Below are 21,068 nucleotides of genomic sequence, written 5' to 3' on the forward strand. Positions count from 1 at the left end.
AATTTATTTCTTACTTTATTTATATTGTTAAACAATGGCTTGCAATCAGCATTTAGCAGACCAAGACTAATAAGGATATCCACTTTTAGAATAAAACTTATTCTTTTAAGCTCTAATGAATTAGAGTTATCTAACGCCATATGCAACACTTCATCTATAATACTATCTATAGCAAAATGTCCTTTTATAACGAGGGATAGTTCACTTTCATCTTTATCAAACAATTCGTAAAATGTCTCTATAGCAAATTTACTGTCCATATAATTAACCATTTTAAAGTACGTTAGTAGATTCATTCTATATGAGAAGTATTCCATCCGGATAGTACGTTTTACCTGATTAATTACTCGCCCTTCCCACTTAAAAAAAATCCGTCAGCGCGCAATGCTATCCCCGCCACGCCTACCCACTTCATGGGTGGGTTTTAATGCAGGTGCATGCCCCCCCTGAGCCGCGCCAGCTCTGGGGTGACGAAGTGTAAAAAATACGGGGTTTTACTGTCTCAGTTCTGCCTGCCGATGCGCATAAACACAGATCTGTACCGAGGTATATTTCTGGTGATTATCTACTCTTGAAGCCGCATCAGGCCAGAATCCGATGGACGTTAAAATGTTGCTATTTTTAGCCGAATAATTGATTTCCGGACTTGCCACCAGCAAATGCCAGTGGCCATCTATAAACTCAGAAACAATTAACGATAATTGCTCTTAACTACCCCGGTAAGTTGAGTAACCGTATTGACTCAACAGCAAAGGGATATGGAGCTTTTGATTCGTACTGGTGACGTTGAAAATCACAGGAACTGATGGGAAGAATGTTTCCTGATTATTTGCCTTGAAATAATCCCCCACTTTAAAGGTCACTTTATAGATGCCTGGTTCCATATCACCATTGGCCGGGAAAAGTGATTTGATTCTGCCGCCGGTATCCGTTTTTGAAGTCGCAAAATGCTTCCAGTAAGAACTCTCTTGTTTGTCCAGTTCCACGACTACGCCCTGGGAAGGCAAACCAGTCTGTTGATTGAGAATGTGAACACTCAGTGTTCCTTCTGGTGCTGCAAGTGCACTGAAGCTAATCAGGGAGAGAATTGAAGCTGCTAAGATTTTCATTGCGTTAACCTGTTGTGAATTTGTTAACGGATTATATGAACCTACACACATAATAAAATTAAACTTTTTGTTATATGTCTGCGTCTTTAAGACTGAAATTGCCGTTCAGTACAGAGAACTCTGCCGTAAGAAAATCAACAAGGGTTAGAAGGAGTGCGTGAATAGTCTGCAACTTATGCAACCCATAAAATTCTTTGGAAAACAGCTCGCATTCCGTCTGTTAGTGGGTTGGTTAACATTTCCGATTTACGTTATAGTCAGCGCCGCTGCGGCAAAATCCGCAGCCGGGTTTCGCAGCCTGGAAAAACTATAAGGATTCACTTGATGTTATGCATTGAGTGTCAATGTCTCCGCGCACCTGTTGGATGCACAGTTCAAAAACTGTACACACAACTTCAATGGTGGCTCAGGCAGGGCAGCCTTCGGGCTGGCCGGTGTCCTTGTAGGCCGGTACTGCGAACCCTGTCTGGGCTACCACCAAAAGAGTTTCGCAGCTCCGGTGGTAGTCGTTATCACTACAAGGAGATGTAAATGACACTTTCACACAGCCCCACCTTCCTACCTTTTCAATCAGACTGGCACAAAGCCGATATCATCGCCGCACTGCATAAAAAAGGCACTTCACTGGCTGCCGAATCCCGCGCAGCAGGATTAAGTTCCTCAACTCTTGCCAATGCGCTGATACGCCCATGGGCGAAAGGGGAACTGATAATAAGCAAAGCCATTGGCGTACCCGTCGAAACCATCTGGCCGAGCCGCTACTTTAATCCCCAAACCAACGAGCCGATCGTCAGGCTAATGCGCACACGTCATCCGAAATAAACGATTAGCGTCATTTACCAGAATCTCTGCGTAGGTGACGCTATGATTAGCTTGAATGATTTCAGAAGAAGAAATGAAAATATTACAGGTGTATTCTGAACGATGATCAGAATAATGCATATAACACCGCCAGAATCATTACCCTATAAAGAACTTGTGATATTATAAGAATGTTTTTGTATAAAAAAACCAAATGTTAACAAACACAAGCAAATGAAAAAAAAGAGTAATTATATTATGAATTATGATGATGCCATTGGTGAAGAGAGACGCAAAATGATCTCTCTCAGTGGCGCATGGTTTATTGTTGTGACATTAACATTGTCTGCCTTTGTTTTGTTTTATGCCTATTTCCTGGATGACAACAAATATATAACAGCAAATATTTACAGTAAGAATTTTGCATTTATTTATGTATTATTTATATCCACATTATGGGTTGTTCGCACATTAAACCCTTCTTATCTCGATAAAAACTGGATGAGAAACGCATCAATACTCATTTTTATTAATGGAATGATATGGGGAGGCGTCGTTTTTTGTTATATCATGGAAAACCGTCTTCTCGGGCCAGTTTTTCTTTGCTTAATTGTATTATTTTGTGGTGTTGTATCTGGTTATACATTAAAACTTATTACTGTTTACTGCTTACCTATTTTTAGTTCATTATTGCTGGCGACATTTTTAAAAAATGGATTACTTCAAACCATGTATATGTCTATTATACTCTCAGGGGTTTGGTTCATTATCAAAACCAGCGATTCTTTAATTAAAAAAAGGATAAATAAGGAGATTGCGACTTCATTAATTTTAGAAAAAAAAGCATATAATGCACACCATTATGCCCAAACAGATTATCTGACAGGTGTTTTTAATCGGCGCGGTTTTGAGAACGAGTTTAAAAAAACAGTTTCTAATTGTTTGATTCAACAAAAACCCTTTGCAATCATACTTGTTGATATCGATTTCTTTAAGAAGATAAATGACACTTTTGGTCATATTGCTGGCGATGACTGTCTTATTACGGTTGCTGATAAAATCAAAAGCTGTATTAAATTTTACGCATCCAGTGTTTCTCGCTATGGCGGAGATGAATTTATTATCATCATCAATGATGCAACCTCTGCAAAGGTCGAGATGATTTGTCATGATATCAAAAAATCCATTAATGAAAGTAGCTTAAAATTGATAGGGGAAAGGTGCATTTCAGTCACTCAAGGTGCGGCTATTTGCAATAATATCAAGAGTGTAAATGATATTATCAATGATGCAGATAAGGCTCTTTATGAGGCAAAGGAAAATGGAAGAAACTGCTACCGAATCGCTGAATAACTCCTATCTACCAGAAGGAGATAATCATTCATGGTAATGACTACATCCGTAATAAGAAGAGTCAGCTGATATAGGATGGTCTATCTTTATCATGTACCGCAAAATTTATCATTATTGACTGGTGCAAGCTGCTGATACGGCCCCCTTGTTTATGGAGAAGGAATTAATGAATCAGTCATCACTCCTTCCACATTCTTTCCCTATGCCAGAAATCCCGGGCGTTACCGTGACGCATGGCGGGCTGCATTATCTGCAACCTGAATTGCTACTGGATTTTATTAGCGTCTCGGCGCAACCGCTCGCTTCTGTCACCCCGGTTGCTGTGCTCTACGCCGATATCGGCGTCTTGCAGCGCATTGATTTACGTAAAATCCCTGTCCCTATCAATGGGCGCATTGTTTACCCTGTTAGTTCTCTGGCACTTCCCAGTCTGCGCGCAAGGCTCATCATTAACGGGCCGTTCAAGAAGCTAAAATTCCAGGGCACTCTGATTGCTGCAACGACGGAACCGTCGGTGCAAAACATGACGCTCATTGGCCTGGCGCTAGAATTTACAACCCTTCAATCCTGACTTATGGCGACGTCCCACTACCATAAATTCAGAAACGACAACGGACCAAATCCCACCCTACAATGACTGAATTGTGGGCTCTGTCACACTCTTAACGCTATGTTACGCCCTACACAAAAACGGGCTGTAAACCGATTTCCCCACCCTCTTAATTCGGGTTACAATCAATTAATCACTGTATGAATGAACAGTTTAATTGCTATGATCTGACTTTAAATGGCGAAAAGATTGGTCGAACTGGGTAACCTGGATGTGCGGGGTCTCGATTTACAAGGTGTTAAACGGGATAATTATCAGCTAGCCCAAATGATAGAGCACCTGGGAATCACAATTATCGGCCAGGCTCGCTGTATGGTATGTGTTCAGTAAAATGTTCGTCTGCAGACAAGCAATAAAATACATATAGTTACGTTATCCCTACCGATTTCGCCAGAAAATCACCCACATTTTCACGTATCATCAACGGTGTTATTGGTACGAAAAGCGGCTGAAATAAGGTATAAAGCGGCATGAAAATCCCAAATAGAATCCAACCGCTGGTTGATGATGGCCTGATCGACGATGTGCTTCAGCGGCTGAAAAGCGGCAAGGAAGCTGACGTTTACACCGTTTTATGCGGTGACAAGATCCAATGTGCCAAAGTGTACAAAGAAGCTACACAACGTAGCTTTAAACAGGCTGTGCAGTATCAGGAAGGGCGAAAAGTCCGTAATACGCGTAATGCCCGTGCGATGCAAAAAGGCTCAAAATTCGGGCGCAAGCAGCAGGAAGAAACCTGGCAGACAGCCGAGGTCGAGGCATTGTTCCGCCTTGCTAACGCCGGGGTGCGCGTCCCACAGCCATATATGTGTATTGACGGCGTTCTATTGATGGAGCTGGTCACAGATGCTGAAGGCGCTGTGGCTCCACGTCTGAGTGATGTCACTCTGGATGAAGAGAGCGCTGTCGCTGATTTCAATACCATGATCCGCAATATCGTGCGCATGTTGTGTGCAGGCATTGTGCATGGCGATTTGTCAGAGTTTAACGTGCTGCTTGATGCGCAAGGGCCAGTTATTATCGATTTGCCGCAAGCCGTCGATGCCGCCGCAAACAACCATGCTGAATCTATGTTTGAACGTGATGTGAATAACATCACTGAATACTACGGCCAGTTCGCACCGCATCTGCTGCAGACACGGTATGCAAAAGAGATCTGGGCGTTATATGAAGATGGGAAATTAACCCCGGAAACACCGCTCACCGGTCTTTTCGTTGAAGAAATTCATGACGTGGATATGGATTCATTGATTGATGAAATCATTACCGCAGAGGATGAGTATTACGATCGTCAGCGGGCAGCCAAAGAACGCGACCAGCAGTACGAGTGATGGGGTTAAAAGTGGCTGGCGTGGCAAAATAACAAATATTGGATATCGAAACGGTTATTTACGCAGTTTATAGCCGTCATATTTCACGTTGTTGATGCGTTGGCTACTCCTCTTCGCTCCAGTCACCAGATTTACTATGCTCATTGCACTATGAGCCTCTTCCATGAGGCTCACCCTTCAGGACAGCGCTTGCCGCCTGCCCATAACTCGAATTATTTTGGGTATATATTTGTCATAATTGAGAGGGCATGAATGTGCAGAGTAAGAAATATAAAAGGTTAAACTGATTTAGGTATGAGGTTTTCGCTGACGCTGTAATCCAATAAATGCCAGTTAAGAGTTTGCCCCGAGTGATAAGGCATAACACTTCCTTTCTCAACACTGACGACCTCCGTCATCGCATTGATAGCAGCACTCCACACACCGCTTTGTTGGCAGATTGTTCCGCTGTACTGGGTATAGCCTAATGGCTTCCGGCTCTCGCCCTCCTGAGAACCGTCAACATTGAAGCCAGAACCATAATGATAAAGGGAACTGTCTATCTTCATTATGTAACCTCCTGGAAATTAATAAGTGGCTACTAAGAAATGCGACACAATTCTTGAACAAATTAATACCGTGAGGAAACTTTTTAAACACCAACTTTGCGTGATTTTACTGATGTCACAGTAGCTATTTTTAGCTCTTCAAAGCGACGGGAGCCTTCCGTATATCCCCACGCAGCCACAAGCTCAGCTTTACCAGGAATGTTTGTTGCTTCGCCACCCGCCTGAAGAACAATTTTTGCTGCTTGCAGCCGTTGACTTAATGACTGACGTAACGCTTTTAATTCCGTCGGGCTCATTAAACTTGCCTGCATAGGGAACACTGATTTGCCGGGTATCGCCTGGGCGATGGTTTGAGGCGTCTGTTTGGTTCCGGGAAGGTTCTCAAGCCCCAGGGCTGAAAATATCCCACTGCTAATCACGTTTTCATCAAACGGGATGGTGCCGTTTTCATGGCGAATAATCGCTTTGCTTAACGCACTCAATACCGAGGGAGCAGTAAGATCCAGCCGTTGATGAGGAGAAACCCCCAGAGCCTGGCTTACTTTGCTGATATAGCTGGAAGTGTCGTTGTTGTCTGAAGCTGGGGCCCAACGAGAAATCACCTTGCTAATGGTATCCAGCCCGCGACGATGGTAAGAAAGCAGGTTCATCCCCAGTGCACGTATACCGTGTTCCGGGGATGAAAACTTAGCAAAGCGCCCGTCATTACCCGTTTGCCCCTGCCATTCAAAGAGCTCACTGGCTTCGAGATTGCCGGGATTATTGTTACGAATGCCGCGAATATTCCCCGCGTCCGCGGCACGCGCCGTTAGGCCGTTCTCACGGACTTCACGCGTTGCTGTGCGTGAAACGGTTTGCCCGCTTTCATTCCAGGGTTTGCCAGTGCGGCTGTTTTTACGCAGCGATAACCGTTTCATGAGGGAGATTTGCTTTTCGCTCCACCCCTGGCTTTTGGCAAATTTCACCAATTGTTCAAGCGTTGGCGTTGTGCTGGCTGTCGAAACAGGACGAGCCGTTTCAGAGCGTGGTGGTGGAGCCGCAGCTTTCACATTTTCCACTTGTTGTTTTTGTAAGGCGGAAAGCGCCTGCTGAAAAGATGCCGTACTGGCAGACGCCGTGCTTACGCTTTTAGCAGGCTCAGTATTTGCCGCAGAGGCTGCAACAACCGGCTTTTCCACTGGCAAAGGGGTATTTTTTGCTTGTTGGCGGTAATAATACTGGGCAATAACCGACATGAGTTCCTCTCAAAATACGCCGGCGGGATCCCTGATACCACCGGAAAGCAAATTAGTGCGCAGTTTTAGAACCACTCACAGGTTGCACCACATCCACACCATGTGTACCAAAGAATTGATATAGCGAGTCCGCAGCCGCGTGGGTTAACACCATGATCTCAATGCGGCGATTCGCCGCACTAAGTGGTTGATCCGGTTTAAGCAGCATTTTGTCTGCCATCGCATTCACCTGAATCACTTTGTCTCCCGCCATTCCGCCTTGCTCTAACGCTATTCGCGCAGCCAGGGCGCGGTCACCAGACAAATTCCAGTTGTTATAACGCGTCTGATCCCGATACATGGAAGAGTCCGTATGGCCGGTGATGATCACTTTGTTATCAATTTTATTAAATACCGGTGCTAGCTGAGTCAATAAACGCTGGAAGAAGGGTGTCAGGATCGCACTACTACGCTGGAACATTTCCCGTTTTTGATCGTCCTGAATCAAAATACGTAACCCCTGGGGAATAATTTCCATCTCAAGGTTTGATTGCGCGTCAAAAGCTTTCGTGATTTCCGTAATGACGCGCGCCAACTCGATCATTTCCTGTTGTGAGCGTTTGTTCACATCTTCCAGCGACTCCGCTGATTTGCTCGCCTGAGCCAGTTGTTCAAGCTGATGGGTCAGCTCTTCTGTGGACTGTGCTCCGCCCTGCATGCCGGGCATGATCATATTCGGGCCATTAATCGCTTTCCCACCGGAAGAGAGCGGCGACACCACCATGCCATCAAAAATAGATTCGCCTGTAAGTCTTGCAACCACCTCTTTACGCTCTTCTTCGGTCACCGAACTCATGATCCACAGCACCATAAACAGGGCCATCATGGCGAGAGTAAAGTCTGCAAACGCCACTTTCCACGCGCCACCGTGCGGTGCGTGATGTTCACGGCGTGAAGCGCGTTTTATGATCGTGGTGTGCGCCTGTTTCTTGCTACGCATCAACCTTCACCAATCAGTTCATTAACCCAACCATCAAGGGTGGCAAACGTGGGTTTAGTATCCATTGGCAGCATTTTACGCCCGGCGTCCACGGCCAGCAGCGTCGGTTTCCCGGCTACCTGGTTCACCAGCACCGTACGCACACATTCAAGACCAGCCATCTGTTTTTTAGTCTGCTGTTCCATAGCGTTAGCTAATGGGTCAAGCAGGCAGTAACAGATGAATACGCCGAGGAAGGTTCCCACCAGAGCCGCCGCCACTTTCACGCCGATAATTGCAATAGAACCGTCGATGGATTGCATGGTGATGATAATACCCAGTACCGCTGCGCAAATCCCAAAGCCAGGCATGGCTTCTGCTGTACGCTGCATTGAGCGAGAGGGTCTGAGAAGTTCTTCCTCCATCGCGCCCAGTTCCTGCTCAAGAATGCCCTCTAACTCATGCTCGTTAATTTTACCCATCGCCATCAAACGGAAGTTATCGGAGATAAAGGTGATCAACGCGTGATCTTCAAGCACTAGCGGGTACTTGAGAAATAACTCACTCTTTTCAGGTACTTCAATGTGTTCATCCAACACTTTCAGCCCGCCGTCCTGAACCAGTTCCAGCAGTTCATAGAGCAGCATCAGCAATTGGCGTTGATATTCAGCGGTATAGCTATTTTTGCGCATAGCGCTTTTGACCTGCCGCCACATCTCGATCAACACCGGTTTCGGGTTAGCCAGCACTAAAGCCCCGATCCCGGCACCAATAATAATCAACAGTTCGCCCGGCACCCAAAATGCGGCCAGTCGTCCACCTGATTCAAGAAAGCCGCCCACTACACAGCCAAAAATGATCAATAGTCCTAGTAATTTTTGCATTGCTGTCTCACTGCGCTACGGCGTCTTTAATTTTTTGCGTGATTTTCTTATTCAGCTGGCAAATCCTGGCCTCGGTGAGATCCAGAACCAGCGCGATTTCTTTCAGGCTCATTTCATGTTGGTAATACAGACTCAGGATCAGCTGTTCCCGCTCATCAAGCCCGGCCAGAGCCGCACGCAATGAATCGCTGATAATGATTTCATCTTCCAGATTACGGCTGTTAAAGCTGAGGTCAGAATCCGTGGTGAGCATGTCATCAAGGCTATGGATAGCACTGGCGCTATCGAGCAATAAATACTCCTGATACTCTTCAGGAGTGATCTCCAGATGTTGCTTTATCTCTTCAAATTCAACTTCTTTACCAAGCTTGCGGCTGAGTTCTCTGATAGCGTCATTGAGCTTGTGCGCTTTCTGGCGCAACCGACGAGGCCGCCAGTCCAGCACGCGTAACTCATCAAGTATGGCGCCGCGTACTCGTTGAGCCGCAAAAGCGGCAAACTGCTCATCAGGTCTGCCGTATCGGCGCAGCGAACTGAGCAAACCCATCAGGGCAATTTGCTGCATATCTTCGCTGTCGATAACGCTCTGGGCCTGCCATGAAAGCTGTTTTACAACTCGCTTTACCAAAGGCAGATATTGGGAAACGTAACGCGACTCTTCCGCGGGCGTTAGCGTTTCACTGGAGATAAAGGTGCTGCATTCCATTGTGCGTTCCTTTCCGATCGTTACTGCAACAACATTTTGCTAATGATCACATCGTTAAATGGCATCTCGTTTTTGAGCTGTTTAAAACGCTCGCGATAGGCATTCATCAATTCATCGTGTAAATCAGTCACGCTCAGGGTGCGAACCAGGGCGTAATCCTTTTCGGTCAACAATGCGACGGTAGCCCCACGAATCGCAGGGATCATCATCTCGGTTTGTTTAACCGCGTCTTCGGTGGCTGCCGTTAAGGCCAGCTCAAGCAACATGTAGCGCTCTTTGCCACCGTCATTCTTCAGGGTGATCATGATGTTGTTAATTTCAACAAACAGGACCTGAGTCTCTTCTTCGGACGAAGAAAACATCTCTTTGACTTTTTGCCAGGATGACGGTGCGGGTACCGCATCAGGTTCAGCGGCGGCTCCCGTCGGCTTTGCAAAGTGCATCGTTCCCATCACGGCCAGCACAGAAGAGATAAGGGCGATTGCCAGAGCCATCGAAAAGGTTTTAATCGTCATAGTGTTAGTCAACTTCTTATACTGTCATCAAAATAGATTTATCGTCCCGAGAGCGAGTCTCGTGCGTGTTATCCGGTTGTTCATTTGCCAGAATGAGCTCATTTTCACGGCCAGCATGGTGCTGACGCTGACCTGGTTGTTGCTGCTGATTCTGGTTCGACAAACGGACGTCAACATCAACAAAATGCTGTTCCGTCAGCGCCTGGCGTAGTTCGTTACTCACTTGCTGTAGTGCCCGATAAACGTCGCTTTGCCCGGCGTTTATTTGCACCTGAATTCTCCCGGCCTCTATCTGCACAACAATCTCGATGCGCCCCATATCAGGCGGATCGAGGCGGATTGTTGCATGCTGAATCTGGTTATTAATTTGCAGATTCAAACGCTCGCCTAACGCATGTTGCAGCTGCGTTGATAATGGCTGGCCGCTGCCATCGACACGCATCGGGGCGTTAACCTGCGCCTGTGGTTGCCCGGCGGAGATAACAGGAATATTGGCCGCCGGTGCCGTGTTCAGTCCCGCCAGGCGTAGTGTTTCTGCCGTTACCGGGGTGAAGGATTTTTTAGGCACCACAACTTCTGCGGGTTCCGTCGAAGCAACCCGAACATGGCGCAGATGTGCATCAGGCGCGTGCGCCGTAGTCTGCATGTCCATTGAGGCAGGCTCGGTTTTATCTGCCTGAACTTGCACATTGAGCGGGCGAGCGACCAGCTGTTCTGCTGCTGGCAACACGACTGGCGCAGTCATGAGCATCGGCACATCACGGTTTACCAAAGTCGCCAAAAATTGCTGGGCCATTTGCTCAACTTGCTCATCCGGCAGTTCTGGCAGAAGTGCATCCAGTGCGACATCTTCTTGCCCTTCAACAACCTCTTCGTCCGTGGCGATTGAAACCGAGCTTGTGGCTAACAGCAGTTCTTCAAATAACATCTCGCCAGCATTTACATGCTGCGTTTCATCGACTTCCAGCACAGACGTTGTTGCCAGAGGCGGCAACGTCTGTGGGTATGCAGACTGCTGAAGTAAACTCCCCGAGTCCGATGTCGTGTATGAGAGAAAATCACTCATTGACGACCCTTCCCTCATCCAGTTCTCTATCCATAAACTGAGCGTAAGAAAGTGCCCCTTCACGCTGATTGCGCTGTTGAGTCATTTCTTTACTCAGCTCATCGCGTTTCTGGCGTACTTGCTGATGCACCTGCTGATGGACTTTCTGGAGTTTGTTTAGCGCTTCGCGCTTTTGTTCGCTAATTTCGCAGCCATGCAGGCTGATAAGCAATGCAGAGATATCGCTATCCAGTTGCTGGATTTTTTCCCAGTCCTGGCGCTTGCCTGCCGCTGCCAGCACACGCATCTGCCAGTCAAGTAGCTGCAAATCATCCATGGCGTTTACCCATTTCATCCCAGCCTTCGCGCAGTTCACCGAGGATGGTTTCAACTTCTTCAATGGCAGAAACAGAGAGGTTATTGCTGCCGTCGTATAAGCGATAAACACAGTAGTCGTATAAATTCGCGAGATTTTTTGCCAGCTCACCACCTTTCTCGTAGTCCAGCGCACTGGTCAATGCATTGAGAATATCGATGCATTTATTGATGCTTTGGGCTTTGCGTTCGTAACGTTTTGCTTCGATATGGCTTTTCGCCCGCACCAGCTCATCGGTTAAACCGTTAAAGAGCATAAGCACCAATTGATGTGGCGTTGCCGCAGCGACCTGTGCTGCCATATCGGACTGGTAATACTCGCCGTAGCCTTCTTCACTGTTTCCGTACATTTCCGTCTCCTTCCTTAGACTAAGCCAAACATACTGGCGGTGTTGTTCATCTGCTGTAACACGCTCTGCATGCGGGTGAACTGCTGCAAATAGCGGTTATAGGCATTGTCATAACGCGTACTAATTTTGTCGCTGCGATCGGTTAATTCGTTTTCCCGACGGCGGTTGGTTTCTTCGCGGCTTTTGATTTCGCCTTTGGAAGAGCTCAGTAATTTGTCGAGAGATTTGTCCATTTTTCTCAGTAAGCCGTCGCTACCGTTAAATAGCGCATTAAGCTTGCCCGGGTCATCCGTTAGCTTTTCTTTGAGCTTGTCGCTATCGAGCGTGAGCTTGCCGTCTTTATCAGCGGACAGGCCAAACTGGGTAATATCGAGTCCACCAATAGAGGTACGTAACATTTCGTTTAATTCGCGGCGCAATCCACTGATGCTGGCATCACCAGCAAATGCCCCACGATCTGTACTGCTGGAACCCGAAGCGGTTAACGAGCTGAGTGTTCCGACAAGTTTGTTGTACGCCTCGACAAAGCTATTAACCTGGTTCTGGGTTTCCGTGGTATCAACACCAACATTAATACGCAGTGGCGCGTCACCCGTTTTATGTGTTTGATTCAATTCGAGGGTCACGCCGTCAATCAAGTTGGTCAGCGTATTAGTGCTGTTGGTTATCTGCATGCCACCGTTCTGCGGGTCACCAAGATAAACAATAGAGTCCTGAGCCTTTGAAATAGTGCGCTCACCACTGCCGGTCATTGATGCAGGTACATCACCACTTAAGGTGATGGCATTTTCGGCACCGCTTTTATCACTGCTGAGCATTAGACGCACTTCGCCGCCGGTGCGTACCAGAGATGCGGTCACACCGGGATTGTCATCCATGCCGTTAATCGCTTTTGCAAGACCCGCCAGACTATCAATACCATCCATATCAATATCGATAGACTTAGCATCAGCACCACTACCCAGACCAATGGTCATGGTACCTGTCGCATTTTTAACGCCATCATCGTTCAGGCCGTCATAGGCCAGTTGATGTGAAGAAGCCAACTGTTCAATAAACAGGTTATAGGTGCCTTTGAGTGCATCGGAGGTTGTGGTCGCTTTGGCCATATTCTCAACGCTCATACTGGCGCTGGTTTTCAGCATCCCGCTGCTGCTTTTATTAAGGTTCGTCAGCGAGGTACGGAAATCGGTCAGGTTACTTTTCAGGGATTTAAGTGCATTTTGCTGCGCGGTTAGGCGCGCTTTTTGCGTTTTAAGCTGGCTTTGCAGCGTTTGTACGTCAAAGCCTGCAAGCTGTTTTGCCATTGTCTGCGGGTCAATGCTGCTGATATCGGTCATGCTTCCTCCCTGGCATAGTGCTATGTCCTGAAGCTATTTGTAGCAATAGTTATGCCAACTTTTAATTTATGTTAATTCAATGAGTTAAATCGAGGTGGGAAATACATCTTCCGCATAGCGGAAGCGGTATTGAGACTCATGACAAGCATCTTCGTAGGTCGGATAAGCGCAGCGTCATCCGACGCCAAGGCGTAAATGGCGGATGGCGCTTTGCTTATCCACCTACAACATCTGTTTAGTGCCATTTGTCAGCAATGTAAAACACCGCCGAAGCGGTGTTTTTATACAAGGAGGGATTAGCCCAGCAGGGACATCACCATACCGGACATGCTGTTTGCTTGTTTCAGCATCGACATACTGGTTTGTGCCAGCATCTGGTTTCGAGTCATATTAGTGGCTTCGGTTGCGAAGTCTGCATCCCGAATATTACCCAATGCCAGCGTCGTATTATCCTGCATATTGGATAGGTTGGCGGCGGTGTGGCCTAAACGGTTGATTAATGCCCCCATTCCGGAACGAACTTCGGCTACGCTGTTGATTGCCGTTTCTATTTTGCCAATCACTTGCGCAGCGTTTGCAGAAGAACCTGATACACTTAACCCACTAATATCTGTAGTAAGCGTCGCGCCCAAATCCTTAATCTTAGAACTAAGATCTTTAGTATTCAGTTGAGTACCGCCGCTTGCGGTACCAATCTGGAAGTTCAAACCACCAGCTTTTGCCAGTCCACTTGTTCCAAACAGCTTGGTTCCAGCAAAATCAGTACTTCCCCAGATGTTATCGAGCTCAGATACCAATGCGGAGAATTCAGCCTGCATAGCGACACGATCTTTATCGTTGTTTGTGTCGTTCGCTGACTGTGTCGCCAGGTCTTTCATACGGTACATAATGTTGGTGACTTCTTCGAACGCGCCTTCACCAGTCTGCAGCATCGCAGTGGCGTCAGAAATGTTACGCTGAGCAACACTCATGCCGTTAACCTGGCCCTGTAAACGGGTGGCAATTTGCAGGCCAGCCGCATCATCAGCCGCAGAGTTAATACGTTTACCGGTACCCAGGCGTTCCATCGCCGTAGACAGGATGCTGTTAGATTTGTTCAGAGCGTTGGTGGAAGACATTGCCGCGCCGCTGGTGAAAATTGAAAGTGCCATGTTGTTCTCTCCTTGAGGATTATGCTTTTAGGCAGTGTTTGCCTGTGTACTAAGAGAAAACGACACGCTTGATGTAGAAATTAAATGCCTATGAAAAAAATATTCATATGAAGTTTATTTCATTTCATCTGACCGGCAAATAAGTGAAACCGGAAAGAATAATTTCCACAAAAATGGACATTGTTAAAGTGAGTGCATTAGATATTACAATGCGACAAATTTATCTTCAGACTTAAACCCCAACCAATAAAAAATGCATAAATTTATATAAATCCCATCATTTTATTTAACAGATGAAATTTACTTCAAAAAATACATTTAACCAACTGTATTTTAATGATTTTTTTATTTTAATGCATATTTAAAATACATCAAATATAATAGCCACACAAAAACAACCGCATACTTAATAACTGAAGATTTTTACTATCAGCAAATCATAAACATTAGCTAAAACCACTATGAAAGCCCCCGAAAAACGAGCATGTAAACCTGTTTTTCCTATCTATTTGTAATTGATATAGCACACCTAAAACTTTAAAATTTATGAGTAAACCTCGCTATTCTGTTAATAACTGGTTGCTGGATTTCACATCAGGCGCCATTGTCCATCGTCAGTCCGGAGAAATCCGTCGGCTCGGTGAATATCAGCTTAAGTTATTAGATTGTCTTATTGAGCATGCCGGGCAAACTTTATCACGCAATGAATTGACGGGCCTGGTATGGGAACGCAGAGTGATTGGTGATAACAGTTTGTCAAATGCCATTCACGCCCTGCGTGCAGCACTCGAGGATGACGGTAAGCAACAGCGGGTAATCAAAACGATTCCAAAGAAAGGCTATCTGCTTGATCCTGAATTTTGCCAGTTGATCGAACCAGAAGCAGACATTGTTTCTTCGCCTGCACCTGTTTCAAATCCAACAAAAGTGCCTGAAGGAAAATACTTAATACAGCCGGAGATGGCAGAAACAGTCACAACGAATACTGTTTCTGTGAATGACGAGATTACGGTGCCTTTGGCTGCTAAGCGCATACGTTATTCCTTGCCTCCCTGGTCAGTCCTGTCATTGTTATTATTGATTTGCGTGATAACACTCAGCGCCTGGTTAATATTTTTCCACAAGAATTGCGACGAAATGGTCGCTCAAGAGCAACAAAAAAATCAGTACAGCAACATCCGGGTTTTCCGCATAGCCGCCGCCGTAGATGAGATGAACGATGAGGACATCGTTAAATTAAAACCCACGCTTAAAGCATTGAATCAAGAGCTTATCGCCCATGATGCCTGGATGACGGTTTATTACAGAACCGATGAACAGGTGCTGAATTACACCTTCTCCATTGAAACCACCTGTGCTAACCAGCAACTGGCAATGACGCTTTATCACTGGCGGATTGATAACCTGAAACTCACTAACACCATTTTTGGCGAGACCGAGAGAAAATTAAATGAAATGGCCGTTTGTACGAAACCTTAATCTCACGCTGGCCGCAATCCTGATTGCTCTACTTTTTGGTGGCATATCACATCTGCATGCCAGCTCTGCGAAAGCTAAAAGTAGCCCGATAAAAGGGACAATGGAGATAGGTTTTTACGATTTAATGTCCGATCAGCGCGAAGTGTATCAGGCGCAGATCATGGATATGGATGAAGCACTGCTGTTCACATTAACGCGCAAAGATGATGTGATGTTTGTACTTCGCGGCAAGCTTGATGAAGTTATCCGTAAGCGTGGACGCGTGTTTTATGACTACGTCCCCATTCGTTATAGCAATCCAGGAAACCACAAACTGATTTTCAGTTTTATCGATTTCCTGCGCCATAACACAGTGTGGGTTTACCCAATGACCGTGAACAAAAAACCGTTAGTCATTGGGCAAAGTGGGATGATGCTTTTGTTTCCCCTGAGTCAGTGATGGCCCGTTAACGCAGTAAATTACTCACCGTACCCTGTCGCAAATTTGCCTGTGCGCCTAACGCTCTGGCAGTTGCGGCATAATCCTGGTGGCTGTTTTGTAAATGCTCTCGTAGTGCGCGGGCATGTTTCAGTGCCTCCGTAGGGCGGTATTGCGTCGCCATCTCATTGATTCTTCGGCGCACATTGTCCTGGTGGTTGTACAACTGGCCGCGCTGTTGAGTCACTTGCTCCAACGCCTGCTGTACTTCCCCTTGATATTCACGCATCAGCGCGGGTTGCTGCGCCAACTGGCTCAGCGTGTCTGTCACTGCCGGTTCAGGGCGTGCCAGCAATGCGGTGAATTCATTAGCGGAAAAACGCTTTCCTTCCCCACGAACGCTTAACTGGCTACTGACCTGTGGCCAGCTTTTTTCATCCACGCTAAATGCCAGTGACTGCTGCTTATCAACACTGGCATGAATACCAAATCGCCCCAACCCCTGATTTAAACGCATAACATTCTGACGAGGTGTGGCACCTGCTTCGAGCGATACCGCCACCATTTCACGCCGCTGTCCGGCAAGAGAAAAAATCAACGTTTCGCTTTCATCATTCTGCAAAATTCGCCCAGCCGCTGGCAGCGTAAAATGCACCTGAGCGCTCTGCTCCGGGTCTACATCCAGATGCCTGTCAACAGTACCCGCCGTTAAATCCGGACGGTTATCCAGGAGTACAGAAAGGGAACGGGCAGCCTCATGAGCAGCATCGCCACGCAGTGAGCCGTGGCCAACCGCATAACGCAGCTGTAAGAGCTGGTTTTCAACCTGCGATAAATAATTATCCGCCTGCTGGACTGAAGTCAGCTGCTGATTAAGCTGCACGTTATAACGCAGCGGGCGCGTAGAAATCAGCGGTGATTCAGGGAAACGGTTCTCAGTATTTTGCGCACGCGGTTGTGTCTGCTTTGACACCGCCGCGGTATGTTTCACTCCCCCGAGGTTCGAGGGAGTGCTTAAAGGAAGTCCTGCCTGGTTTAATCCAACCTGCATAATGATTACATCTGATTAAAGAGAGAAAGTTGGCTTATCATCATGAACGACTTGTTCGACGCCTGAACCGCCTGCGTATAGAGCTGGATATTGACGTAACTGGTGGCGGCATCAAGTGATGACAGTTCCTGAATGACCTGCTCATGGGAAATTTTGATATCAGAATGAGCATCATCGATAAGCGACAGGCGGTTTTGCTTTCCACCCAGCTCGGTATAGACCCCCGCCATTTTGTCGCTGGCAGTTTTAGTCTCCCCCAACAAGAGCTTTAAATCATCCCGATAATCTCCGCCAGGGGTCGCCATTTTGTCGCTCACACTTTTAAGCAAATTCAGCATGCTAAGATCGTTGTCGCTGCCAGAAAAAGCTTTGCTGATGTTAGTGTTTTCCGCAATCTCAATGCCATTTGCTACAGTCGTGGAACGCGTCGCATCATTCCCGGCATAACTGTAGGTTCCTGTCTTTTCATCAAAAACAACCGCTTGGGCGTTGGTTTTGGTGCCTGCAAAAATGTAATGCCCATCTTCATTTTTAGCATTCATCGAGGACACCAGCGATTCCAGCATTTGGGCAATTTCATTTGAAAACCCGGCCATATCTTTGTCGCTGTGCGTGTCATTGCTAGCCGCCAGTAATTTGTCGCTCAGCGCCAACAATTGGTCACTCATTGCGGTCACGTGGGATTCCTGAATGGACAGGTTGCCAGACAAACGCGTGATGTTACTTTGATACTGTTCGATTGCCGACTGCTCACGGTTTAATTGCACCAGGCGGCTACTGGCAACGGGATCGTCTGAAGGCACATTGACGCGTTTTTGCGTCGCCATTTGTTCCATCAATTTACTCAGTTGCGCTCCGTTCTGGTTCATCTGGTGCAACATGGCGGACGAGTGGTAAAGACTGCTGATACGCATGATAAATTCCTTTTTCTGTTATCAGAACAGCATCAGTAAATCGCTGAAAATCTGGTTGCCGGTGGCGATCACTTTCAAGTTGGACTGATACGCCTGCATATAAACCTGGAGGTTCATGGCCTCTTCATCCTGGTTCACCGCACTCAGGTTATCGCGCTGTGTTTGCGCCTGATATGAGACGGCGGTGGCTGCATCCAGCTCAGTTTTATTCTGGCGGCTGGCAATTCCCACGGTGCTGATAATCGCGGCAGCGGCTTCATTCACGCTCATATTGCCCATATTACCAATGGAAATATCTTTGTTTTTCAGATCAATAAGGGCTTTAAGGTTGGTGCCGTTGCCGCTTTCATCTGCTTTATCCGAAAGCGCCAGTTCATCTGCTTTCAGGTCGCTGATTTGCAGCATCCCTTTGCCGCTAGTGAGATCAAAGACAAACAATGGTTTACCCGGCTGCCCGTTCAGATCAAAACCACTGGCCAGTTGCGCGTTAAACTCTTTGGCAAATTGCTCGGCCATATCCCGCACCGCGCTTTGCATCGTTTTTAGCGTGCCCTGCTCATAATCATTGAGTGCACCTAACTGCCCACCAATCGCTGATGACACACCAAAAGTGGTATTGAGGAATTCCAGCGAAACTTCCTGCTCACCTTGCTGGTTCATGGTGGATTTGAGCTGCCCGAAATGGCGGCCATTGACCAGCGGTTGGCCGTCGTTTAAGGAAACGTTATAGCGGCCAGATGCATCCTCTGAAACTTTAACGCTGACCATGCTGCTCAACTCTTTTACCAGCTCATCGCGCTGGTCACGCAATACACTGGCATTGCCGCCTGTCGCTTCCTGGTCGGCGATTTGCTGGTTGTAACTGGCGATATTTTTACTGAGCACATTAACGTTACCCACCAGTGCATCACGCTGCGTATTAATTGAAACTTTCTGGCTACTGATAAAGCTGTCAACGTTGTTAAAACGGGTCGCCAGAGATTGGCCTTCATTGAGCAGTTGCTGGCGCAGCGCCGGTGAATCTGGTTGCGTGGTCAACGCATTGAGTGCTGCGAAAAATTTGTCCAGCCCGCCACCAAGACTCGTGCTGTCGGTGCCAATGACGCTTTCCAGCGCCCCTAAATATTTCTGTCCGGCATCGTAATATTCCGCACGCGTGTTGCTGTGCCAGACCTGATTTACCAGATACTGATCGGAAATACGGCGAATGCTGTCTACACGAACACCATTACCTGCGGAAAAACTGTCGCCATTGGTGCCAATGGAACTTTGAATAATGCCCTGACGGCTATAACCAGGCGTAAGGTAGTTTGCCACGTTCATTGACGTGGTACTCATGCCCTGCCGCGCAGCCTGCGCCCCCGAAAAAGCGATATTGATAATGTTCATTATGATCCTTGCTCTGAGCGCGTCATGGGCGGAGTCAATTCCTTCTCTTTAACAGGTAAAGCGACCTGTTGCCCGGTTAACTTAAGCGCGCGGTCCATGCCTTCGGTCTGCGGCCCCAACTGCTTTATGATCAACGATGCAATACCGCTACTACGTTGTGAAGCCAGCAAAGAAGCGAGCTTGTCATCATAAAAATCGCGCATCATCGTTTGCTGCTTGCTGGAAAAAGGATTGTCCCCTTCCGATAACACATCCGAAGCTTTGCGCATCTGGCTGAGCATGGAACGTAAAAAAAGCGCTTCGAACTGTTCCGCCGCCTGCTCAAGGTTCTGAGCTTTCTGCGTTCCGGTAAAATCTCCCGGAATGGTATGAGTTCTTGTGGTCAGCGAATCGATCATTATCTTTCCTTAAATCACTACCAGTTCTGCATCCATTGCACCGGCTTCGCTCAGCGCTTGCAAAATCGCCATCGTGTCATCAGGGGATGCACCAAGGCTGTTTAGCGTGTTGACAATATTTCTCAGGCTGGTTCCGGCAGGCACCATCACCATCTGCCCACGTTCGCGGTTCACGCTAATATTTGAATTAGGTGTTACGGTCGTGTTTCCCTGCCCGAACGGCGCAGGTTGGCTGACTTGAGGGGTTTCCTGAATGGAGACCGTGAGGTTGCCATGAGACACGGCTGCTGCACGAACCACCACGCCATCGCCAATCACAATCGTGCCGGTTCTTGCGTTAAACACCACGCGCGGTTGCTGTTTGCCAGTGCTGATTTGCAAATCTTCGAGGTTCGACATAAAGGCCACTCGCGCACCAGGTTGATCTGGCGCTCGTACCATCACGTTAGTGGCGCTTTGCGCAGTCGCAATGGAGCCAAATGCCTGGTTAATTGCCATCGCGACATTGTTGGCGGTTTTAAAACTTGGCCGCTTCAGGTTGAGCACAACCTGGCTGTTGGCTTGAAAATCGGTAGGAATTTCCCGCTCGACGCTCGCTCCGTTAGGCACGCGGCCTACGGTTGGGGTATTCATGGTGATGCTTGAACCGCTATCACCTTCAGCCTTAAAGCCGCCAACCACAACGTTGCCTTGCGCCAATGCGTAAACTTCGCCATCTGCACCGCGTAACTGAGTCAATAAGAGTGTGCCTCCGCGCAGGCTTTTCGCATCGCCAATCGAGGAGACTGTAATATCAATTGATTGCCCACGGGCGTACATCGGCGGCAGCGTCGCACTGATTGCCACCGCCGCCACGTTTTTCACTTTCGGGTCAATTTTGGCCGGCATCTGGACGCCAAACTGGCGCAGCATGTTGGTTACCGACTGGCTGGTGAATTTGACCTGGTTTTTATCCCCCGTCCCATCCAACCCGACCACGAGGCTGTATCCCACCAACTGGTTGCCACGAACACCCTGAATATCAACGATATTCCCCAACCGTTCGGCATGAACCTGTCCGATAAAAACGAGCAGGAGCAAAAAGCCTGATACCGCGTTACGCATGCTT

General features: G+C 47.3%; 25 protein-coding genes and 1 pseudogene. 7 read left to right on the forward strand and 19 right to left on the reverse strand.

Features of this window, described 5'->3' with window-relative positions:
• From M979_RS12495 to uraH, 3 genes are all read right to left on the reverse strand, one after another.
• On the reverse strand, positions 1–260 hold a 260-nt coding region (locus M979_RS12495), incomplete at its 3' end, for a hypothetical protein (protein ID WP_209439633.1).
• 234 nt (positions 261–494) lie between these two features.
• Positions 495–653, reverse strand: a complete 159-nt coding sequence (locus M979_RS22555; RefSeq protein WP_425338132.1) for a phage polarity suppression protein — start codon at positions 651–653, stop codon at positions 495–497.
• 54 nt (positions 654–707) lie between these two features.
• Positions 708–1,109: a hydroxyisourate hydrolase gene (gene uraH, locus M979_RS12500; protein WP_064555116.1), complete on the reverse strand. Its 402-nt coding sequence runs from the start codon at positions 1,107–1,109 to the stop codon at positions 708–710.
• Between the two features lie 398 nt (positions 1,110–1,507).
• Here uraH and M979_RS23535 point away from each other — a divergent pair, with 398 nt between their 5' ends.
• The 5 genes from M979_RS23535 to M979_RS12520 all read left to right on the forward strand — a co-directional run bounded on the left by M979_RS23535 (position 1,508) and on the right by M979_RS12520 (position 5,204).
• Positions 1,508–1,555: an ash family protein gene (locus M979_RS23535; protein WP_095925836.1), complete on the forward strand. Its 48-nt coding sequence runs from the start codon at positions 1,508–1,510 to the stop codon at positions 1,553–1,555.
• 85 nt (positions 1,556–1,640) lie between these two features.
• The gene (locus M979_RS12505; RefSeq protein WP_064555117.1) at positions 1,641–1,931 is read left to right on the forward strand and encodes a helix-turn-helix domain-containing protein; all 291 of its coding nucleotides are present in this window, start codon (positions 1,641–1,643) and stop codon (positions 1,929–1,931) included.
• Between the two features lie 237 nt (positions 1,932–2,168).
• Positions 2,169–3,263 (forward strand): GGDEF domain-containing protein, encoded by a 1,095-nt coding sequence (locus M979_RS12510; protein ID WP_167350275.1) that lies wholly within the window; start codon positions 2,169–2,171, stop codon positions 3,261–3,263.
• A 166-nt stretch (positions 3,264–3,429) separates the two neighbouring features.
• Positions 3,430–3,834, forward strand: a complete 405-nt coding sequence (locus M979_RS12515; protein WP_064555119.1) for a hypothetical protein — start codon at positions 3,430–3,432, stop codon at positions 3,832–3,834.
• Between the two features lie 509 nt (positions 3,835–4,343).
• Positions 4,344–5,204 (forward strand): PA4780 family RIO1-like protein kinase, encoded by an 861-nt coding sequence (locus M979_RS12520; protein ID WP_034457343.1) that lies wholly within the window; start codon positions 4,344–4,346, stop codon positions 5,202–5,204.
• A gap of 278 nt (positions 5,205–5,482) precedes the next feature.
• Here the strand turns inward: M979_RS12520 and M979_RS12525 are convergent, their stop codons facing one another.
• The 11 genes from M979_RS12525 to M979_RS12575 form a co-directional block, all read right to left on the reverse strand.
• Positions 5,483–5,752 carry a hypothetical protein gene (locus tag M979_RS12525; protein ID WP_064555120.1) on the reverse strand — a complete coding sequence of 90 codons (270 nt, stop codon included), beginning with the start codon at positions 5,750–5,752 and terminating at the stop codon, positions 5,483–5,485.
• An 83-nt stretch (positions 5,753–5,835) separates the two neighbouring features.
• Complete coding sequence (locus M979_RS12530; protein WP_064555121.1) at positions 5,836–6,987, reverse strand: hypothetical protein; 1,152 nt, start codon at positions 6,985–6,987, stop codon at positions 5,836–5,838.
• 52 nt (positions 6,988–7,039) lie between these two features.
• On the reverse strand, positions 7,040–7,966 hold the full coding sequence (gene lafU, locus M979_RS12535) for a putative lateral flagellar export/assembly protein LafU (RefSeq protein WP_034457345.1): 927 nt from the start codon (positions 7,964–7,966) through the stop codon (positions 7,040–7,042).
• Positions 7,966–8,829, reverse strand: coding sequence for a flagellar motor stator protein MotA (gene motA, locus M979_RS12540; protein ID WP_034457346.1), 864 nt, complete (start codon positions 8,827–8,829; stop codon positions 7,966–7,968). Before motA ends, lafU begins: the two co-directional genes overlap by 1 nt.
• A gap of 7 nt (positions 8,830–8,836) precedes the next feature.
• Positions 8,837–9,535 (reverse strand): FliA/WhiG family RNA polymerase sigma factor, encoded by a 699-nt coding sequence (locus tag M979_RS12545; protein ID WP_034457347.1) that lies wholly within the window; start codon positions 9,533–9,535, stop codon positions 8,837–8,839.
• Between the two features lie 20 nt (positions 9,536–9,555).
• Entirely contained in the window at positions 9,556–10,050 is a 495-nt protein-coding gene (locus tag M979_RS12550; protein ID WP_064555122.1) for a flagellar basal body-associated FliL family protein, read from the reverse strand.
• A gap of 16 nt (positions 10,051–10,066) precedes the next feature.
• The gene (locus M979_RS12555) at positions 10,067–11,116 is read right to left on the reverse strand and encodes a flagellar hook-length control protein FliK (RefSeq protein ID WP_064555123.1); all 1,050 of its coding nucleotides are present in this window, start codon (positions 11,114–11,116) and stop codon (positions 10,067–10,069) included.
• Complete coding sequence (gene fliT / locus M979_RS12560; RefSeq protein ID WP_157093243.1) at positions 11,109–11,450, reverse strand: flagellar protein FliT; 342 nt, start codon at positions 11,448–11,450, stop codon at positions 11,109–11,111. Before fliT ends, M979_RS12555 begins: the two co-directional genes overlap by 8 nt.
• Positions 11,425–11,820, reverse strand: coding sequence for a flagellar export chaperone FliS (gene fliS / locus M979_RS12565; RefSeq protein WP_034457350.1), 396 nt, complete (start codon positions 11,818–11,820; stop codon positions 11,425–11,427). Before fliS ends, fliT begins: the two co-directional genes overlap by 26 nt.
• A 14-nt stretch (positions 11,821–11,834) precedes the next feature.
• Positions 11,835–13,160, reverse strand: a complete 1,326-nt coding sequence (gene fliD / locus M979_RS12570; protein WP_064555125.1) for a flagellar filament capping protein FliD — start codon at positions 13,158–13,160, stop codon at positions 11,835–11,837.
• 296 nt (positions 13,161–13,456) lie between these two features.
• A complete protein-coding gene (locus tag M979_RS12575; protein ID WP_064555126.1) occupies positions 13,457–14,311 on the reverse strand; it encodes a flagellin N-terminal helical domain-containing protein in 855 nt (284 codons plus the stop codon).
• A 546-nt stretch (positions 14,312–14,857) separates the two neighbouring features.
• On the opposite strand from M979_RS12575, the gene M979_RS12580 reads away from it, so the two are divergent.
• Positions 14,858–15,790, forward strand: a complete 933-nt coding sequence (locus M979_RS12580; protein WP_064555127.1) for a winged helix-turn-helix domain-containing protein — start codon at positions 14,858–14,860, stop codon at positions 15,788–15,790.
• Positions 15,762–16,229, forward strand: a complete 468-nt coding sequence (locus tag M979_RS12585; RefSeq protein WP_083963927.1) for a hypothetical protein — start codon at positions 15,762–15,764, stop codon at positions 16,227–16,229. Before M979_RS12580 ends, M979_RS12585 begins: the two co-directional genes overlap by 29 nt.
• Before the next feature lie 7 nt (positions 16,230–16,236).
• On the opposite strand, the gene M979_RS12590 is transcribed toward M979_RS12585, so the two are convergent.
• From M979_RS12590 to M979_RS12610, 5 genes and pseudogenes are all read right to left on the reverse strand, one after another.
• On the reverse strand, positions 16,237–17,199 hold the full coding sequence (locus M979_RS12590) for a hypothetical protein (RefSeq protein WP_245164739.1): 963 nt from the start codon (positions 17,197–17,199) through the stop codon (positions 16,237–16,239).
• A 65-nt stretch (positions 17,200–17,264) separates the two neighbouring features.
• Positions 17,265–18,173 carry a flagellar hook-associated protein FlgL gene (gene flgL, locus M979_RS12595; protein WP_074388655.1) on the reverse strand — a complete coding sequence of 303 codons (909 nt, stop codon included), beginning with the start codon at positions 18,171–18,173 and terminating at the stop codon, positions 17,265–17,267.
• Positions 18,174–18,194: 21 nt separating this feature from the next.
• Positions 18,195–19,562 carry a flagellar hook-associated protein FlgK gene (flgK, locus tag M979_RS12600; protein WP_064555129.1) on the reverse strand — a complete coding sequence of 456 codons (1,368 nt, stop codon included), beginning with the start codon at positions 19,560–19,562 and terminating at the stop codon, positions 18,195–18,197.
• A 107-nt stretch (positions 19,563–19,669) separates the two neighbouring features.
• Positions 19,670–19,960, reverse strand: a pseudogene (locus tag M979_RS12605) (rod-binding protein); the annotation flags it as partial.
• A gap of 9 nt (positions 19,961–19,969) precedes the next feature.
• Positions 19,970–21,064 carry a flagellar basal body P-ring protein FlgI gene (locus M979_RS12610; protein WP_064555131.1) on the reverse strand — a complete coding sequence of 365 codons (1,095 nt, stop codon included), beginning with the start codon at positions 21,062–21,064 and terminating at the stop codon, positions 19,970–19,972.
• Positions 21,065–21,068: the final 4 nt, after the last annotated feature.

Origin of the sequence: Buttiauxella noackiae ATCC 51607, assembly GCF_001654865.1 — a bacterium.
Taxonomy (GTDB): Bacteria; Pseudomonadota; Gammaproteobacteria; order Enterobacterales; family Enterobacteriaceae; genus Buttiauxella; species Buttiauxella noackiae.

What these genes read in the sequence shown, in the direction of transcription:
- uraH (WP_064555116.1), bottom strand. Translation starts at nt 1,109, where the DNA reads ATGAAAATCTTAGCAGCTTCAATTCTCTCCCTGATTAGCTTCAGTGCA.
- M979_RS12505 (WP_064555117.1), top strand. Translation starts at nt 1,641, where the DNA reads ATGACACTTTCACACAGCCCCACCTTCCTACCTTTTCAATCAGACTGG.
- M979_RS12510 (WP_167350275.1), top strand. Translation starts at nt 2,169, where the DNA reads ATGAATTATGATGATGCCATTGGTGAAGAGAGACGCAAAATGATCTCT.
- M979_RS12515 (WP_064555119.1), top strand. Translation starts at nt 3,430, where the DNA reads ATGAATCAGTCATCACTCCTTCCACATTCTTTCCCTATGCCAGAAATC.
- M979_RS12520 (WP_034457343.1), top strand. Translation starts at nt 4,344, where the DNA reads ATGAAAATCCCAAATAGAATCCAACCGCTGGTTGATGATGGCCTGATC.
- M979_RS12525 (WP_064555120.1), bottom strand. Translation starts at nt 5,752, where the DNA reads ATGAAGATAGACAGTTCCCTTTATCATTATGGTTCTGGCTTCAATGTT.
- M979_RS12530 (WP_064555121.1), bottom strand. Translation starts at nt 6,987, where the DNA reads ATGTCGGTTATTGCCCAGTATTATTACCGCCAACAAGCAAAAAATACC.
- lafU (WP_034457345.1), bottom strand. Translation starts at nt 7,966, where the DNA reads ATGCGTAGCAAGAAACAGGCGCACACCACGATCATAAAACGCGCTTCA.
- motA (WP_034457346.1), bottom strand. Translation starts at nt 8,829, where the DNA reads ATGCAAAAATTACTAGGACTATTGATCATTTTTGGCTGTGTAGTGGGC.
- M979_RS12545 (WP_034457347.1), bottom strand. Translation starts at nt 9,535, where the DNA reads ATGGAATGCAGCACCTTTATCTCCAGTGAAACGCTAACGCCCGCGGAA.
- M979_RS12550 (WP_064555122.1), bottom strand. Translation starts at nt 10,050, where the DNA reads ATGACGATTAAAACCTTTTCGATGGCTCTGGCAATCGCCCTTATCTCT.
- M979_RS12555 (WP_064555123.1), bottom strand. Translation starts at nt 11,116, where the DNA reads ATGAGTGATTTTCTCTCATACACGACATCGGACTCGGGGAGTTTACTT.
- fliT (WP_157093243.1), bottom strand. Translation starts at nt 11,450, where the DNA reads ATGAAATGGGTAAACGCCATGGATGATTTGCAGCTACTTGACTGGCAG.
- fliS (WP_034457350.1), bottom strand. Translation starts at nt 11,820, where the DNA reads ATGTACGGAAACAGTGAAGAAGGCTACGGCGAGTATTACCAGTCCGAT.
- fliD (WP_064555125.1), bottom strand. Translation starts at nt 13,160, where the DNA reads ATGACCGATATCAGCAGCATTGACCCGCAGACAATGGCAAAACAGCTT.
- M979_RS12575 (WP_064555126.1), bottom strand. Translation starts at nt 14,311, where the DNA reads ATGGCACTTTCAATTTTCACCAGCGGCGCGGCAATGTCTTCCACCAAC.
- M979_RS12580 (WP_064555127.1), top strand. Translation starts at nt 14,858, where the DNA reads ATGAGTAAACCTCGCTATTCTGTTAATAACTGGTTGCTGGATTTCACA.
- M979_RS12585 (WP_083963927.1), top strand. Translation starts at nt 15,762, where the DNA reads ATGAAATGGCCGTTTGTACGAAACCTTAATCTCACGCTGGCCGCAATC.
- flgL (WP_074388655.1), bottom strand. Translation starts at nt 18,173, where the DNA reads ATGCGTATCAGCAGTCTTTACCACTCGTCCGCCATGTTGCACCAGATG.
- flgK (WP_064555129.1), bottom strand. Translation starts at nt 19,562, where the DNA reads ATGAACATTATCAATATCGCTTTTTCGGGGGCGCAGGCTGCGCGGCAG.
- M979_RS12610 (WP_064555131.1), bottom strand. Translation starts at nt 21,064, where the DNA reads ATGCGTAACGCGGTATCAGGCTTTTTGCTCCTGCTCGTTTTTATCGGA.